This is a genomic window from Nonomuraea sp. B19D2 (assembly GCF_040137845.1).
Taxonomy (GTDB): domain Bacteria; phylum Actinomycetota; class Actinomycetes; order Streptosporangiales; family Streptosporangiaceae; genus Nonomuraea.
On record NZ_JBEFAK010000078.1, the window covers coordinates 1 to 14,827 of the forward strand.

Consider the following 14,827-nt stretch of genomic DNA (forward strand, 5'->3'; position numbering starts at 1 on the left):
TCGTTGCTCAGGCGAGCCAACGCACTATCCGTCACCAAATCGCGACGATCCGCGCTGAGGCCAGCTACGCCCAACACCAGCGAAAGCACTCGCTACCTGCGCAAATGCCTTAACTCACCGGCATTGCTGTAACCAGCTACTTGGTCGAGCTGGTGCCCGTCGGATTTGAGGACGCGTCGCACACCGACAGCATCGCGTACGCCCCTGGCCTGGCAGTCATACCTCATCCACAACGGGGGCCCGGACCCGGGCCAAGCCGCCCTGAGCCGCCCCGGCCCGCCGGTTGCAGGTGCGTCAGGCGGGCGGGCCGAGGCTCCACAGACCCCCGGCGTGTCCGCGCTTGGGAAGCCCGCCCCACGACCCCGGGGGCTTATCGAGAGGAGATCGACACCATGGATCTGTATCGGCATCAGCTCGGCGATGTGCCGTTCACCAAGCTGTGCGGCGGCAACCAGCAGGAAGAGGACATGGAGTCCTGCGTGCTGATCGCGCCCATCCCGGGCATCGACGACGCCTACGCGCTACGTGACTCCAAGAACCCCGACGCCGGAACCCTACGGTTCACCGGCGCCGAACTGCGCGCCGCCGGCATGACCGCCATCTAGGCACCCCGTCCCATGACGGCGGCCCCTGCCTGATCGAAGGACACCGTTGGCGAACTTGATCATTTCTTTACGCCGCAGGACGTAGTGCGGCGAGGTGCGAGATGCGGGTCGGAGCGAGTGGAGTGCCGGTAAGCCAAGCGTCGAGTCTGGTGAGGTTCATCGCCGCAGCGATGAGTAAGTGCTGCAGGTGAGTTTTGGTGATTCCGCGATAACGGGATCGTCGCAGGCCAAAGCCTTTGACGCCTTGGGCGATGGTGCCCTCGACGCCGGCCCGTTGTGCGTAACGCTGCTGCCATTCGTCGGTGCTTTGCGCCTGTCGTGCACGTTGCAGGGCTTCGTGTTCATCACGATGACGGAGGGTGATTTGTCGTCCTTTCGCTCCGCGGGTGCAGAGTTCTCTGCTGGGGCAGGGTTTGCAGTCGCGCGTGGAAAAGCGCACGCGTGTGACCGGTGTTCCACCTCGATCGATGTCCTTGGTCCAGGCTCTGCTGGTAGCCCCCTGGGGGCAGGTCATGAGCCGGTCATCCCAGTTGATGGTGAAGTTGCTGACGGCGAAGCCGTTGCCTTCGGCGGTTTGCCAGGCGTTGTCGGGCATCATCGGTCCAATCAGTTCGATGCCCTGCCATTCGGCGCGCACGAGGTTGTGGGCGCTCATGTAGCCCTTGTCGGCCAGATGCACCGCAGGTGTGAGTGCCCGACTGGCCAGCGCCTCGTGGACCTGATCGGTGGCTTCGTAGTCGTTGCCCGGAGATGGGGCCGTGATCACATGGGTGATCAGGTGCGGGCTGTCGGTGTCACAGGTCTCGCTGAGGTGCACCTTGTAGCCGTCCCAGTGAGTGTCGCGCTTGATCCCGGTCCGGGCGTCGAGATCGTAAGGCGAGATCTGGCGGTGAGTGCCCGCCGGCATCTCATCGGGGGTGCGCCAGCGCAGGTGATCGTCGATGGTGACGTACTGCTGGATCCACACATGGCGCAGGGTTTGAACCGCGGGGATGTCGCGCAACCAGCGCGGTGCGGTCTCGGAGTAGACGGCACCCAGAACGTCTCGGCCGTCGGCGCCGATCTCGTGTCCGAGTTGGATGCGCTCATTTTTGTTCTTGGGCAATCGGTAGTCCTCGATGCGGGCCGCGTAGCGGTCGAACCATCCGGCCTCGGCCTGGCTCCGCAGCCAGTCGGGCGCTGCGGCGGCCAGCGCGTTGAGGGCGGCTCGCACTGTTTCATGCGCCTGCTCAAGCCGGTTCATCGTGCGTACCGCCATGAGAACGTGGGTGGAGTCGGTGCGTTGCCGACCGCCAGCACGCAGCAGCCCGGCTGTCATGGCACGCTCCAGGACCGCGTCCAGCAGTCGTTGTTCGAGCGATCCCGCGATCAGGCGATCGCGGAACTCACTCAGCACCGAGTAGTCGAAGCCAGGATCGGTGAGCTCCAGCCCGAGCGCATATTTCCAGTCGATCCGGGCTCGCACGGCCTCCGCCGCCTGCCGGTCGGACAGTCCCTCACCGAACTGCAGGATCGACACCAGCGCCAACCGCGCGGGGGACAAGGCGGGACGGCCCTGTGCGGAGAATCCTTCCGCGAAGTCCTCGTCCCGGAACAGCACACCCAACTCGTCCCGAATCCGGATCGCCATGCTGCCTTTGGGAAAGGCCGCACGTGTCACCGCCAGGGTGGCCGCCGGAATGTGGTCTGAACCTGTCGAACGCAGCGACACCCAGGACTCCATTCAGGAGCAGGAACAACATTAGCAACACCATGATCACCACAGTGATCACAAGGCGCTGCTTTTTGATCTACTTCGCCAACGGTGTCATCGAAGCAAGCAGGGACCGCCCTCAGCACCTTACGGGAGCACCTCACCATGCATTGGCACGCCTACCAATGGACGGGCAACGGCGCGGACCGCGCCAACGAGGCGGAACGCCGACCGACCTCTCCCGACTTTCCCACCTCGCCGCTACCGCCGATGCGGACCGGTGACTGGTTGGCCAAGCCCGCCTCCCGGATCGCCGCCACGTTCCACGACGTGCAGCAGGCGAGCAAATGGCTGGCAGCCGAGTACGCCAAGGTACGCGGCGCGTTGCTGCTGCCCGAGCGCATCCCGCTTGAGGATCGGCTGGAGTACGCGCTTGACGCGCTGCCGCGTGGCGTCGATGTCCAGTGGGGCGAGTGGTTGCAGGGCGCACGTTTCGCGACCATGGGCATGATCTGCTGCCCGAATCGCCACGTGCCGCATCCCTGCCCGATCCGGCGAAGCGTTGGGGCCACCACGGCATGAGAAGGAGCGGGCCACAACCCTCGACCCCGTTGACCGCCTTGTGTATGTCCGGCCTTGAGTGGGTCCCGTACGACTCCCGGGGGACGCGAACGAGGATCAAGGAGCATGTAACCCGTGGAGCCGTCGAGTACGAGCACTGCATAGAGGGCGGCGCGTACCTGATCCGCCGAACGGAACGTCACGACGGCGGGGAACGCACGGTCATGGAGACCGGCCGTGGCATGACCCGGATCGCTGTACTTGACCTCTGGAAGCTGATCGCCGTGGGCGACGTGGGCTAGGGCCGCCTGTTCGGTGTTCCGATCGTGAGGCTGTGACTTCTCCTGTGCGATGCTGTCCGGCCCTGGTAGGGCAAGGGGGTACGGCGCGTGACTTCATCGATGATGAGTGGGCCTTGGTCGAGCCTCATCTGCAACTGGGCGAGCGGGGCCGTTTCGTGCTTCGCGAGGTACGGCCTTGGATATCTCGTCGGTGCCGACGGTCCGCGCTGTGTGCGGGCAGATTCCGCGTCCGCGCTGAACGCACCCACGGCCCTTATCTGAGTCTCAGTTATCAGCTATGTGATCAGTTTCGCGGGAAGGGCCGGTCGGCACCGCGGCGGGCGTCGGCGGGGGCGAGGCGATCCGGCTGGTGGCGGCTGCCAGGATCGCACCCGCCACGGCTGCGGCCGCGGCGGCGCCGAAGGCGGTGGCGCCGGTGTCGTGGGGGCCGGTGAGCTGGCCGGCGACGGCGGTGCCCAGGCCGTAGCCGACCCACATGAAGGTGTTGAGCCAGGCGAAGACCTCGGTGCGGTAGTGGGCGGTGGTGTGGTCGGCGAGCAGGGTCGGCACGACCGCGTCGCGCGGCCCGGTCACCAGCCCGACAAGAGTGATCAGTACGGCGAGCGCCACGAAGCCGGGTGCCCAGCCTCCGCCGAGCAGGATGGCCGCCTCTGCGAGCGAGAGCAGGACGAGCAGGCGTCCGCCGGTGATGGGCCAGGCCCGCGCGCCGTATCCGAGGGTGCCGAGGAGGGCGCCGGCCGACAGCAGGCCCATCAGCACGCCGGCGGAGGAGGCCGAGCCGAAGGTGGTGGCCGAGGCGACCGTGGCGATGCGAAGGCAGCCGAAGGTGAAGGTGCCCAAGGCGGCGATGGTCAGCAGCAGGAGGGTGCGCCGGTGGGTGAGCGGCCCGGCCAGGCGGAAGCTGCTCGGCGGGTTGGGTGCGGCCTGCCGTACCGCAGGGGAGGCAAGGAGTAGCGCGGTCCCGAGCAGGACTGCGGCGCCCGCGGCGGTGACTACGCCGTGGGCCGGAACGGCCAGGGTCAGGACCGGCACGAGCAGGGGGCCGGCGATGAACGTCAGCTCGTTGACGGCGTTGTCGACCGCGTAGGCGGCGGGCAGGTAGGCGGCGGGGACGAGGCGTGGCCAGGCGCTTCTGATGACTGATCCGGCGGGCGGGGTGGTGGCGCCGAGCAGGACTGCGGCGCCGATCATCAGGGCAGGCGGGGCGAGCAGGAGGAGAGCGTAAGCGAGGGCGTGGGTGGCCAGGTAGCCGGTCAGGGCCGGGCGGGGGCCGTACCGGTCGGCGATGCGCCCGCCGAGTGGCGCACACAGGGCCAGGGCGAGGGCGTGGCCGGTGAGTACGAGCCCGGCGGTGGCATAGGAGCCGAGGCGGTCGACGGCGGCCAGCAGCAGGGCGAGGCTGAGCACTGGTGTGCCCAGCTTGACGATGAGCCCGGTGACGAGCAGGTGAGGGACGCCCGGTTGGGCGAGCAGGCGGCGATAGGGCGCGAACATCATGGACTCCGTTACCATCTAATTGGATTATGCCTATGACACATGGAGAGGTGTTACCAGTCAAGTGGAAATAGCCTGTAACGTAACCCGGCAGGCGCCGCTGATCGCCGAGCTGGTAAACCTGGCCACGGCGCAGTGGCGGGGCGGCGCCTCAGTGCGGCCACTGGCGGGTGAGGAACTGGCGACGGCGTTCGCCGCCCAGCTCGGCGACCGCGCGAGTGCGGCCCTGCGCGCCGTCCCGGACGCGGGGCGGCATCTGGCCGAGCTGGCCACCGAGCTGCGGCAGGTGCTGCTGGCCGAGCATCCAGCGGACCAGGCAGCCCGCATCAACGCCATGATCCGCAGGTACGGCGCGCAGCCGTACCTGGTCGAGGATGTCGGCCAGCCGTTCCATCTGCATTTCCATGGTTCGGGTGGCACCCAGGTGGAGGCCCTGGGCGGCGAGTTCGCCACGGCGCTGGCCCTCATCGTGGACGGCTACGGCCCAGACCGCTTCGGGGCGTGCGAGGCGCACCAGTGCGAGGCGGTCTACATCGACCTGACCCGCAACGCCTCGCGCCGTTACTGCAGCACGGCGTGCACGGCTCGCGCCAAGACCGCCGCCTACCGCAGCCGCCGCCAAGCCTGATCAAGCCTTGTAGTACTCGCGCATGAGACGGGCCGCCCAGGTGGGCCACCTGCAGGTCGCGGCTGGGCCTGCAAGGTCAGGTCGGCAGCGCGGCGCCGGCGTCGAGCCGGACTATGGCCTGGAGCGCGGCGTCGGGTCGGCCACCGGGCGGCCGTCGCCTTCGCCCGGCTCGACCAGGCCGCTCTCATACGCGAGATGCACGAGCTGGGCGCGGTCGCGTGCCCCGAGCTTGGTCAGCAGCCGACTGACATAGGTACGAGTGGTGGCCGGGCTGAGGAACAGGCGCCGGGAGATCTCGTCGTTGGAGCGCCCGGCGGCGATCTCGGCGAGCAGTTCCCGCTCGCGCTCGGTGAGCGCCGCAGGCAGCTGCTCGCGAGGCGGAGGATGCCGGTCGGCGACGGCCGCCAGCACGCGCCGGGTGACCGAGGGCGACAGCAGCGCCTCGCCGCCCGCCACCGTACGCACCGCCGCGCGCAGCTCGTCCGGAGCGGCGTTTTTCAGCAGGAACCCCGACGAGCCCGCGCGGATGGCGTCGAAAAGGTACTCGTCGGTGTCGAAGGTGGTGAGCACGACGACATGTACGTCACGCAGCCGCTCGTCGGCCACGATCTGCCGGGTCGCCTGGATACCGTCGACCCCCGGCATGCGAATGTCCATGAGTACGACGTCCGGTCGCTCCGCGACCGCCAGCGCGTATCCCGCCAGGCCGTCCGCGGCCTCGCCGACGACGGTGATGTCCGGGGCACGCTCCAGCAGCGCCCGCAGCCCCGCGCGCATCAGCTCCTGATCGTCGACCAGCGCGACGCGGATCATGGTGGCGCCTCCAGCGGTAGCGACGCCTCGACGCGGAACCCGGCGCCGGGTCGCGAGCTCACCGCCAGGTGGCCGCCCAGCAGCGCGGCCCGCTCCCGCATTCCGGCCAGCCCGCGCCCGACCGGCTCGCAAGGCAGGTCGGCACCGCGCCCGTCGTCGGCGACGGTGATGCCGAGCCGGTCACGTCCGTAGCGCAGGCGGACCTCGGCCTTGGTCGCCCCGGCGTGCCGCAGGCAGTTGGTCAGCGACTCCTGCACGATCCGGCAGGCCGTGGCGTCCACGACCACGGGCAGGGACACTGGCTCGCCCTCGGTGCTGAGCTGGACCACCAGCCCGCTGCCGGTGGTCGCCGCCACGAGCGCGTCCAGGTGGCGCAGGCTGGCGGTGGGCGCGCGGCCGTCGCCCTGGTCGGCGTCCCTGAGCAGCCCGAGCGTGCCGCGAAGCTCGCGGATGGCGTCGTCGCCGGCCCGCCGGATGATCGTCAGCGCCGAGCGGGCCGCGGCCTGGTCGTCGTCGAGGGCCTCCGTGGCCACGTCGGCCTGGACGGAGATCACCGCGATCGTGTGGCCGAGCACGTCGTGCAGGTCTCGTGCGATCCGCAGCCGTTCCTCCTCCACTTGCCGCCGGGCCTCGCGCTCGCGCTCTGCCGCGGCCCGCGCGATGGTGCGGCGCTGCTCGGCACGCAGCAGGCGGGTCGCCCGAACGGCCGCGCCGAGCGCGATCGCGGCCACCATCAGCCCGATCGTGGACGATAGCTCGAACCCCAGCAGGTATTCCGGGTCTTCGCCGTCGCGCAGCCGGAACGTGGTGCTCACCAGCACGAGGGCCCCTGCCACCGTCGCGGCGACCACGAGGCTGCCTGCCTCGGCCGCGGAGTAGAGCGCGGCCGCCACCGGCAGAGCCAGCCCGATCGGCGGATAACCGGCGGCGTGGTAGGCGATCAGGCCGACTGCGGTCGCCGCCAGTGCCAGCACGGGAAAGCGCCGCCGGACGAGCATGAGCGCGCCCAGCCCGGCCGCGAACACGTATGCCACCAGGTCGGGACCGCGCGTGCCGCCGAGATCCATGGTGACGGCCACGGCCACGACGGCCGATACGGCCATGCCCAGTGCCGCGTCGCCGAGCAGTTGACGGTTCCCTGCCTGCACGATCCCGAGGATAGCCAGGCCGGCCGACGGCCCGTAGTCGTCCGATGTTGACACCCGCTGTCGCCTCCAGCCGATTCCCGTGCCCGCCGCGGCGATCTAGCGTTCGACGGCATGAGAGCACTCGGGGTGGCCATTCTCGGCCTCTTCGCCGGGCTGGCCGTGGGATTCGTCCTGTTCAGCGAGGTACTGGCGAGGCTGGTTGTGAGCAACGGCACGGTACAGGCGCCGTGGACGTTCATCATCGGATTCGGCCCGCAGGTCCTGGCCGTCGTGGGTGCGGTCGCCGCGGTCCTGATCGACAACGCGCGGAGGAGCAAGTCGTGAGCCTGTCCCGGCGGCGCCTCCTGCGGGCCGCCGCGAGCGGTGTGATCCTGGCCCCACTGGCGGGCTGCGGTGAGTCCACGAACGGCGGCGGGTCCACTGGCGGCGCGAACGTGGAGACCGAGTCCAGCGCCGGCAGCCTGCTCCGCAGTACGGCCCGGCTGCCGGAGCCGTTCACCGTGCCGTTGCCGATCCCGCCGGTGCTCCGCCCCTCCGGCACCGACGTGTACGAGATCACCCAGCGCGTCGGCCGGGCGGAGATCCTGCCCGGCCTGCGTACCCAGGTATGGGGGTACAACGGGATCTTCCCCGGCCCCACGATCGTGTCGAGACGCGGCCGCAAGACCGTCGTGCGTCACCGCAACGAACTGCCTGAGCCCGTCGTCGTGCACTTGCACGGCGGCAGGACCCCTGCCGAGCACGACGGCTATCCCACCGACCTCGTCACCCCCGGAGCCGTCCACGAGTACGTGTATCCGCTCGACCAGCCCGCGGCCACCCTGTGGTACCACGACCATCGGATGGACCACACCGGACGGCAGGTCTACAAGGGACTCGCCGGCTTCCACCTCGTGCACGACGACGAGGAAGAGGCGCTCCCGCTGCCGAAGGGCGACCGGGACGTACCCCTCATGATCGCCGACCGGTCCTTCGCCGAGGACGGCTCGATGATCTACCCGGACGTGCACAGCGACTTCATCAGCGGTGTGCTGGGGGACTGTGTGCTGGTGAACGGGGCGCCGTGGCCGGTCATGGAGGTCACCGCCACCCGCTACCGCTTCCGCCTGCTCAACGCCTCCAACGCCCGCCGCTACCGGCTCGCGCTCGACCCGCCGCCGCCCGGCGGAGCGCCGTTCGTCCAGATCGGCAGCGATCTGGGCCTGCTCGGTGCGCCTGTCGCGCACGACGAGCTGCAGATCGCGCAGGCGGAACGGTTCGACGTCGTGGTCGACTTCTCGGCGTATCCGGTCGGGCAGGAGGTGACGCTGACGAATCGGCTCGGCCAGGACGGCACTGCCAACGTCATGCGTTTCGTGGTGGTTCGCAAGGCACCCGACGACAGCCGCATCCCGGCCAGGCTGACCGACTTCCGGCCGCTGTCGCCGTCAGAGGCCGTCGTGGAGCGGACCTTCACCTTCCAGCGCGGCGGTGCGGAACGGCACGGCATGAGCCTGTGGACGGTCAACGGGCGGGCGTTCAGCCCCGACCACATCGCGGCCACCCCCAGGCTCGGCACGGTGGAGCGGTGGAAGTTGCGCGCGCAGAACGTAGCGCACCCCGTCCACATCCACTTCGCGCCCTTCCAGGTGCTGGACCCCGGCCCCTACGCCGCCGGCTGGAAGGACACCGTCGACCTGGCCAGCGGCGACCAGGCCGAGGTCCTGCTCCGGTTCGACTCCTACCGCGGCAAGTACGTCTTCCACTGCCACAACCTCGAACATGAGGACATGATGATGATGGCCAACTTCCGGATCGTCTGACCAGCTGGAGTCGGCCCGGTCCACGTCGGCCCGGTCCACGTCGGCCCGGTCCACGTCGGCCCGGTCCACGTCGGCCCGGTCCACGTCGGCCCGGTCCACGTCGGCATGGTGAAGGTCGGCGATGCGCTCTGCGGCGGCCACCAACAGCGCCTCCCGGCTGCGGAAGTAGTTCGAGGCTGGTCCCGGCGGGAGCCCGGCGGCGTGCTCGACCGCGTGGTGGGTCACGCGATGCACTCCGGAGCCCACCGGACTGGCCGAGCCGGCCACCGAGCTCGCCCGGACGATGGGATGGACGGTCATGATGTCCCGCCACTGGAGCAGAGCTGGGCGCTCAGCGTGCGCGTGACCCACTGCTCCCAGCGCTCCCGCGGCCAGCCCCGCTCCTGCACGAACAGCAGGTACAGCTCGGGGCTGAGCAGGCCGTACAGCAGGTCGGCGGCCTCCTCCACCGATACCTCGGCCCGCGCCCCGGGTTTGCCGGCAAGCGCCTTGGCCGCACCCTGCTGGACGACATATCGGGGATCGACGTCGTGCGGCCACAGCGCGGCCACCTCGGGGTCGCTCGCGACCGCCGCCTCCAAGACCCTGCCGATCGGCGCGACGCGCTCCAGGACCGAGGTCGTGCCGGCGACGTAGGTGCGCAGCATGTCCTGGGCGGTGTCGGCGGCGAGTGCGGCGGTGTACCACGGCCGGTCCATCGTGGCGACCGGCTCGTCATCGCCCGCGATCGTGACGTCGACCAGCTCCTTGAGCAGGGCGCGCTTGTTGCCGAAGACGAAGTAGATCGTCTGCACCGCGACCCCGGCCTTCTCGGCGACGTCCTGCAGGTTCGTCGCCCCGTATCCGTCCTGCACGAACAGCTCCGATGCCGCCGCGAGGATGCGCCGACGCGTCTCTTTCGCCTTCTGAGCCCGCTTGTTCGGCCGCTTGACATCGCTCATAGCTAGAGTCTATCTCTAGATTAAGTCGCTAGAAGTCAACTCTAGAGAGTAGGTCCAGTCATGACGGTCATCAGTGTCACCCGCTTCCAGGCCGATCCCGCGGACGCCGAGCAGGTTCAGGCCCGGCACGCCGCTCTGGTCACCGCGATCAGAGCCGCTCACCCCGGCCTCACCGAGGCACGCCTCGGCCGGCTGAACGAGGAGACGTGGGTCGGCGTCTGGCGTTGGGATTCGGCCGCCAGCCTGCAGGCGGCCCGCCAAGCCGCGCCCGGCGCCCCTGCGGTCGTCGCGGCGTTCGCGGTCGCCCGCGACGTCATGGCGGAGGACATCGAGGTCCTGGCCGAGCTCTGACCGCCTGCCCCGGCACCGGAACCCCGGAGCCGGGGCTTCCCCGAATCGAGGAGATGACGTGATCGAAATCGACGCGTTGACCAAGGTGTACGGCTCGGCGCAGGTCCGGGCGGTCGACCAGGTGTCGTTGCGCATCCCCGCCGGATCGGTCTTCGGCTTCCTGGGACCCAACGGCGCCGGCAAGACCACCACTATCAAGATGCTGGCCGGCCTGCTGACCCCCACCTCGGGGCGGGTCCGGCTGGGCGGATTCGACGTGGCCCGGCAGCGTTCGGCCGCGATGGCGCAGTTCGGCGCCGTGCTGGAAGGCTCGCGCAACGTCTACTGGAGCCTGTCGGCCTGGCAGAACCTGATGTACTTCGGCCGGCTCAAGGGCCTGCGCAGGGCGCAGGTCGCCGAGCGTGCCAACGATTTGCTGACCGATCTGGGGCTGTGGGAGCGCCGCGACGAGAAGGTGGGCGGCTTCTCACGCGGCATGCAGCAGAAGGTCGCGATCGCTGCCGCTCTCATCGCCGACCCGCCGATAGTGCTGCTGGACGAGCCGACCCTCGGCCTCGACGTAGCGGCCACCCGTACTGTCAAACACTGGATCGCCGAGCAGGCCCGCGAACTCGGCACCACCATCTTGCTCACCACGCACCAGCTGGATGTGGCCCAGGAGCTGTGCGACCGGGTGGCCGTCATGCGCAAAGGGCGGCTCATCGCCGACCTGCCCACGCAAGAGCTGCTGGCGAGCTTCCGCGAACGCGATCGGTACGAGATCCGCGTGGAAGGAACGGCGCCACCCGAGTTCGACGCCGTCACCCGCGACGGTGTCACCACGATCAGCGTGCGGGTGAGCGGCCCGCGCGAGGTGTACGACGTGGTCGAGCGCCTGCGCACGCAGGGGGTCGTCCTGGAGTCGCTGACCCAGGTGCAGCCCGACCTGGAGGATGTGTTCCTCGCCCTGGTGAACGAGGGGTCCCATGCTGGTTGACGTTTTGGGCGCGGAGATCGGCAAGGGCCTGCGCGTGCAGCTGGCCCACCCGATCGGGCACGTCATCACGCTGCTGATCAGCACCACCATGTATCTCGGCCTGCAGTTCGTGCTGGGCCAGGGCGAACTGCGCCAAGACCTGCTGCCGCAGACGCTCGTCGCGATCGGCGGCTACTGGTTCCTGCAGTACGCCGCTCTGGTGATGGTGGCCGACCTCATCGAGGAGAAACGCGCCGGCACCTTCGCCCAGGCGCAGATGACCCCGGCGCCGCCGTGGCTGCCGATGCTCGGCCGGCTGATCACCGCCTCGGTGTTCGGCCTGGCGGTGGCCGCCGTCGCCGCGCTCGTCCCCATGCTGGTGGCCGGGATCACCGTCCCGCTGCGCTGGGCGGCGCTGGCGCCGGCCCTGCTGCTCGGGGTGAACGTGCTGGCCTTCACGTTCCTGCTGGCGGCCCTCGCGCTGGTCTCCCCGATGATCGGCGCCCTGCAGTCGCTGTTCACCGCACTGGTACTGCTCCTCAACGGCTCGTTCCTGCCGCTCGCCTTCTATCCGGACTGGCTGGCCGTACTCGCCAGGGTCCTGCCCACCACGCTGGGCATCGAGGCGCTCACCCAGACGCTGTTCCAGGGCCGGACCCTGGCCGAGGTCTGGAGGGGCGGCACCCTGCCCTGGCTGCTCGCCCACACGCTCGCGCTCATCGCCGCCAGCGGCTTGCTGTTCGTCCGCAACCACCGCCGAGCCCTGCAGGAGTTCTCATGACCTTCGGCCGCGGATTCGCCGCAGAAGTCCGCAAGGGCCTGCTCAACCTCGCCGCCGGATGGCGCCAGGCCCTCATCCAGATGATCACTTTTCCGCTGTTCTACCTGCTCATCGTGCTGTTCATGGGGCGCGGGCAACTGCGCTCCGATCTGCTGCTGCCTGTACTGCTCGGCATGGTGGCGCTGACCTTCATCCACGAGCAGGTCAACCGGGTGTTCTGGAGCTACCTGGGCGACATCCAGTCCGGCGTGCTGGAACAGACCTACCTGACCCCGCTGCCCTCGGCCGCGCTCATCCTCGGCCGCCAAGTCGCCGCCGTGATCTCCGCTCTGCCTACCGCGCTGGCCGTCCTGACCACCGGCGCGGTCGCCATCACCCTCCAGGGCAGGCAGTTGCCCTTCGACGCGCAGGTCATCGTGCCACTGGCCGCCATCGCGCTGGGCACCTGCGGACTGGCTCTCATCTTGTGCGGGCTGACCCTGGTGTTCAAACGCATCGAGATCATCACTCAGCTGTCCGTCGCCGTCTACGCCATCGCCGGCGGCACCCTGGTCCCCTTGGCCGCCATGCCCGATCCGATCGCCTTCCTCAGCCGGCTCCTGGTTCCCATCGCGCCCGGCATCGAGGCGATGCGGGACATCCTGCTCGGCGGGCATTCCTTGGCAGCCCTGCCCACCGGCTGGGGTCTTGGGTGGCTGCTGGCCCAGCCGCTGCTCATCACCACCGTCGGGGTGGTCCTGTTCAACGGGCTCGAAAACCTCGCCCGACACCGCGGCACCCTCGGCCGCTATTAGGCCACGAACCTGGATAACTGACGTGAACGTGTCCTTGTGGAACTTGCGGGGAGATGGCCGCGATCGCGACCCGGAGCCGCTCATGACCTCCACTCTTGGGCCCGACTACCATGTGATCGTGACCGCGAGCCCCCGACACGTCAGAAAAGGGGCCGCCCCGAGTATCCGAGACGTCGCCGCCGCGGCCGGCGTCTCGCACCAGACCGTCTCGCGCGTGCTGAACGACTCACCCCGGGTGCGGCCCGACACCCGCGCCGCGGTGCTGGCCGCGATCGAGCGGCTGGGGTTCCGCCCCAACCGGGCCGCCCGCACGCTCGGCCTCGGCCGGGCCAGCGGCGTCACCGTCGTGACCTCCAACACCATGCTGTACGGCTACGCCGCCACGCTCCAGGGCATCGAGGAGGCGGCCAGGACCGAGGGCGTGGCCCTGGGGATCAGGGTCGTGGAGTCCGCCGAGGTCGAACAGACAGTCGACTACGTCAGCGATCCGAGCGCGGGCGGGCTGGTGGTGATCGCGTTCGACCCGCTGGGCACGGCGGTGGCGGAGGCGCTGCCACCGCACATCCCGGCCATCCTGGCCACCGAGCCGGTCGCACCGGACCTGGGGCGGGTGGCGATCGCGCTGGACGAGCGCCGGGCCGCCGCCGACGCCACCCAGCACCTGCTCGACCTCGGGCACCGCACCGTCCACCATGTGGCCATCCCGTCCGAGGGGCGCGCCGGCGGGCGGCACGCGGGCTGGCGCGACGCGCTGCGCCGGGCAGGCGCGGAGATCCCCTCGGTGCTGGCAGGCGGTTGGGACCTCGAGTCGGCGTACGCGGCGGGGGAGCGGCTGGCCCGCTCGCCTGACGTGACGGCGATCCTGTGCGGGAACGACGACATCGCGCAGGGCGTGCGGCGGGCGCTCTACGACGCCGGCAAGGACGTTCCCGGGGATGTCAGCATCGTCGGCTTCGACGACATCCCGGGCTCGGCCTTCTGGACCCCGGCGCTCACCACGGTGCGGATGGACTTCGCGGGGTTGGGCCGGGCGTGCTTCCACGCTGCGCTGGCCGAGCTGGGCGGTCACCCGCAACCGGCCATCTCGCTGGTCCCGCCGCGCCTCATCGTCCGCGAGTCCACCGCCCCTCCACGCCCGGCCTGACCCGGAACGCTTTGCGCGAGGTGACGGCTGATCATCAGGTGCCGCGTCCGGACTCTCGAAAGCACTTCAGGACAGGCGCAGGTAGGTGCGTTGGATGAAGGGGCGCTCGCACAGGTGGTAGAAGAGGTAGATGCCGGCCTGGAAAAGCGCTGCGAAGGCGAGCCCCTCCAGGGACCGTGACCACAGGGCCCATCCATAGGCGGGCAGGTTGCCGACGCTGTACATGGGGTTGCGTACGTGCCGGTAGGGGCCGGAGACCACCAGTTCGCTCGCGTCGTTGAGGGGGCGGCCGAGGAACATGTCGCGGCAGTAGTAGGTGTCCAGACCGGTCGTGCTCGCGGCCCACAGCTTGTAGAACGTTCCCGTGATCATGAGGGCTGCGCCCGCGGTGCAGGTGACCCAGGTCGGGATGGCGTCGGGGATGTTGCCGCCGTAGGCGTAGATGACGACGGCCTGGGCGAAACCCTGGTTCATGAAGAGCAGACCCAGGGCGACCTCGTAGAGGGCGTAGGCGCGGTCCTCGCCGAAGCGCTTGATGAGGGCGGTGCGGCCGGGTCCGCTCAGCGTCAGGCTCAGCCCTCCGTAATACAGCAGCCACACCACCGCCGCGTAGCCGGTGGCGATGGCCGGTGGCATCAGCAGCGGGGTCATGAGGTAGTACAGGGCGGTCATCGTGCCGAACAGCAGCAGGCGCACCGGCCGGTAGCGGGTGCGCTCCAGGCGCAGGCCGGAGATGCCGAGGAGAACGGTGGGCAGGCGCCAGGCGAGAGCCCGCGGGGCGGCGAGATTGAACATGTGCGGTCTTTCGGTGATGT

Annotated in this window: 17 protein-coding genes; 11 read left to right on the forward strand and 6 right to left on the reverse strand. The window is 69.5% G+C overall.

Annotated features, from left to right (window positions below):
- Window positions 1-392 precede the first annotated feature (392 nt).
- Complete coding sequence (locus ABN273_RS55970) at window positions 393-605, forward strand: DUF397 domain-containing protein (RefSeq protein WP_349457941.1); 213 nt, start codon at window positions 393-395, stop codon at window positions 603-605.
- Between the two features lie 67 nt (window positions 606-672).
- On the opposite strand, the gene ABN273_RS55975 is transcribed toward ABN273_RS55970, so the two are convergent.
- On the reverse strand, window positions 673-2,316 hold the full coding sequence (locus tag ABN273_RS55975; RefSeq protein WP_349457942.1) for an IS1182 family transposase: 1,644 nt from the start codon (window positions 2,314-2,316) through the stop codon (window positions 673-675).
- 147 nt (window positions 2,317-2,463) lie between these two features.
- Between ABN273_RS55975 and ABN273_RS55980 the strand changes: the two genes are divergently transcribed.
- Both ABN273_RS55980 and ABN273_RS55985 read left to right on the forward strand, forming a co-directional pair.
- Entirely contained in the window at window positions 2,464-2,880 is a 417-nt protein-coding gene (locus ABN273_RS55980) for a hypothetical protein (RefSeq protein ID WP_349457943.1), read from the forward strand.
- A gap of 44 nt (window positions 2,881-2,924) precedes the next feature.
- Window positions 2,925-3,161: a hypothetical protein gene (locus tag ABN273_RS55985; RefSeq protein WP_349457944.1), complete on the forward strand. Its 237-nt coding sequence runs from the start codon at window positions 2,925-2,927 to the stop codon at window positions 3,159-3,161.
- A 264-nt stretch (window positions 3,162-3,425) separates the two neighbouring features.
- On the opposite strand, the gene ABN273_RS55990 is transcribed toward ABN273_RS55985, so the two are convergent.
- Entirely contained in the window at window positions 3,426-4,673 is a 1,248-nt protein-coding gene (locus ABN273_RS55990; RefSeq protein ID WP_349457945.1) for an MFS transporter, read from the reverse strand.
- A gap of 46 nt (window positions 4,674-4,719) precedes the next feature.
- Between ABN273_RS55990 and ABN273_RS55995 the strand changes: the two genes are divergently transcribed.
- The gene (locus ABN273_RS55995) at window positions 4,720-5,283 is read left to right on the forward strand and encodes a CGNR zinc finger domain-containing protein (protein ID WP_349457947.1); all 564 of its coding nucleotides are present in this window, start codon (window positions 4,720-4,722) and stop codon (window positions 5,281-5,283) included.
- 111 nt (window positions 5,284-5,394) lie between these two features.
- Here the strand turns inward: ABN273_RS55995 and ABN273_RS56000 are convergent, their stop codons facing one another.
- Together ABN273_RS56000 and ABN273_RS56005 are read right to left on the reverse strand one after the other, a co-directional pair.
- Complete coding sequence (locus tag ABN273_RS56000) at window positions 5,395-6,096, reverse strand: response regulator transcription factor (RefSeq protein WP_349457948.1); 702 nt, start codon at window positions 6,094-6,096, stop codon at window positions 5,395-5,397.
- Window positions 6,093-7,298, reverse strand: coding sequence for a sensor histidine kinase (locus ABN273_RS56005; RefSeq protein WP_349457949.1), 1,206 nt, complete (start codon window positions 7,296-7,298; stop codon window positions 6,093-6,095). Before ABN273_RS56005 ends, ABN273_RS56000 begins: the two co-directional genes overlap by 4 nt.
- Before the next feature lie 57 nt (window positions 7,299-7,355).
- Between ABN273_RS56005 and ABN273_RS56010 the strand changes: the two genes are divergently transcribed.
- The gene (locus tag ABN273_RS56010) at window positions 7,356-7,568 is read left to right on the forward strand and encodes a DUF5957 family protein (protein ID WP_349457950.1); all 213 of its coding nucleotides are present in this window, start codon (window positions 7,356-7,358) and stop codon (window positions 7,566-7,568) included.
- Window positions 7,565-9,046: a multicopper oxidase family protein gene (locus ABN273_RS56015; protein ID WP_349457951.1), complete on the forward strand. Its 1,482-nt coding sequence runs from the start codon at window positions 7,565-7,567 to the stop codon at window positions 9,044-9,046. Before ABN273_RS56010 ends, ABN273_RS56015 begins: the two co-directional genes overlap by 4 nt.
- Window positions 9,047-9,342: 296 nt before the next feature.
- On the opposite strand, the gene ABN273_RS56020 is transcribed toward ABN273_RS56015, so the two are convergent.
- On the reverse strand, window positions 9,343-9,987 hold the full coding sequence (locus ABN273_RS56020; RefSeq protein ID WP_349457952.1) for a TetR/AcrR family transcriptional regulator: 645 nt from the start codon (window positions 9,985-9,987) through the stop codon (window positions 9,343-9,345).
- Window positions 9,988-10,047: 60 nt separating this feature from the next.
- Between ABN273_RS56020 and ABN273_RS56025 the strand changes: the two genes are divergently transcribed.
- The 5 genes from ABN273_RS56025 (at window position 10,048) to ABN273_RS56045 (ending at window position 14,012) form a co-directional block, all read left to right on the forward strand.
- Entirely contained in the window at window positions 10,048-10,338 is a 291-nt protein-coding gene (locus ABN273_RS56025; RefSeq protein WP_349457953.1) for an antibiotic biosynthesis monooxygenase, read from the forward strand.
- 58 nt (window positions 10,339-10,396) lie between these two features.
- Entirely contained in the window at window positions 10,397-11,314 is a 918-nt protein-coding gene (locus tag ABN273_RS56030; protein WP_349457954.1) for an ABC transporter ATP-binding protein, read from the forward strand.
- On the forward strand, window positions 11,304-12,074 hold the full coding sequence (locus tag ABN273_RS56035) for an ABC transporter permease (protein ID WP_349457955.1): 771 nt from the start codon (window positions 11,304-11,306) through the stop codon (window positions 12,072-12,074). Before ABN273_RS56030 ends, ABN273_RS56035 begins: the two co-directional genes overlap by 11 nt.
- Entirely contained in the window at window positions 12,071-12,868 is a 798-nt protein-coding gene (locus ABN273_RS56040) for an ABC transporter permease (RefSeq protein WP_349457956.1), read from the forward strand. Before ABN273_RS56035 ends, ABN273_RS56040 begins: the two co-directional genes overlap by 4 nt.
- Before the next feature lie 118 nt (window positions 12,869-12,986).
- Window positions 12,987-14,012, forward strand: a complete 1,026-nt coding sequence (locus ABN273_RS56045) for a LacI family DNA-binding transcriptional regulator (RefSeq protein WP_349457957.1) — start codon at window positions 12,987-12,989, stop codon at window positions 14,010-14,012.
- Between the two features lie 66 nt (window positions 14,013-14,078).
- On the opposite strand, the gene ABN273_RS56050 is transcribed toward ABN273_RS56045, so the two are convergent.
- Window positions 14,079-14,807: a PEMT/PEM2 family methyltransferase gene (locus ABN273_RS56050; RefSeq protein ID WP_349457958.1), complete on the reverse strand. Its 729-nt coding sequence runs from the start codon at window positions 14,805-14,807 to the stop codon at window positions 14,079-14,081.
- Window positions 14,808-14,827 lie beyond the last annotated feature (20 nt).

Coding starts and splice junctions, on each gene's coding strand:
- ABN273_RS56040 (WP_349457956.1), top strand. CDS start 12,071: ATGACCTTCGGCCGCGGATTCGCCGCAGAAGTCCGCAAGGGCCTGCTC.
- ABN273_RS55980 (WP_349457943.1), top strand. CDS start 2,464: ATGCATTGGCACGCCTACCAATGGACGGGCAACGGCGCGGACCGCGCC.
- ABN273_RS56025 (WP_349457953.1), top strand. CDS start 10,048: ATGACGGTCATCAGTGTCACCCGCTTCCAGGCCGATCCCGCGGACGCC.
- ABN273_RS55985 (WP_349457944.1), top strand. CDS start 2,925: ATGTCCGGCCTTGAGTGGGTCCCGTACGACTCCCGGGGGACGCGAACG.
- ABN273_RS56010 (WP_349457950.1), top strand. CDS start 7,356: ATGAGAGCACTCGGGGTGGCCATTCTCGGCCTCTTCGCCGGGCTGGCC.
- ABN273_RS56000 (WP_349457948.1), bottom strand. CDS start 6,096: ATGATCCGCGTCGCGCTGGTCGACGATCAGGAGCTGATGCGCGCGGGG.
- ABN273_RS56035 (WP_349457955.1), top strand. CDS start 11,304: ATGCTGGTTGACGTTTTGGGCGCGGAGATCGGCAAGGGCCTGCGCGTG.
- ABN273_RS56050 (WP_349457958.1), bottom strand. CDS start 14,807: ATGTTCAATCTCGCCGCCCCGCGGGCTCTCGCCTGGCGCCTGCCCACC.
- ABN273_RS55970 (WP_349457941.1), top strand. CDS start 393: ATGGATCTGTATCGGCATCAGCTCGGCGATGTGCCGTTCACCAAGCTG.
- ABN273_RS55990 (WP_349457945.1), bottom strand. CDS start 4,673: ATGGTAACGGAGTCCATGATGTTCGCGCCCTATCGCCGCCTGCTCGCC.
- ABN273_RS56020 (WP_349457952.1), bottom strand. CDS start 9,987: ATGAGCGATGTCAAGCGGCCGAACAAGCGGGCTCAGAAGGCGAAAGAG.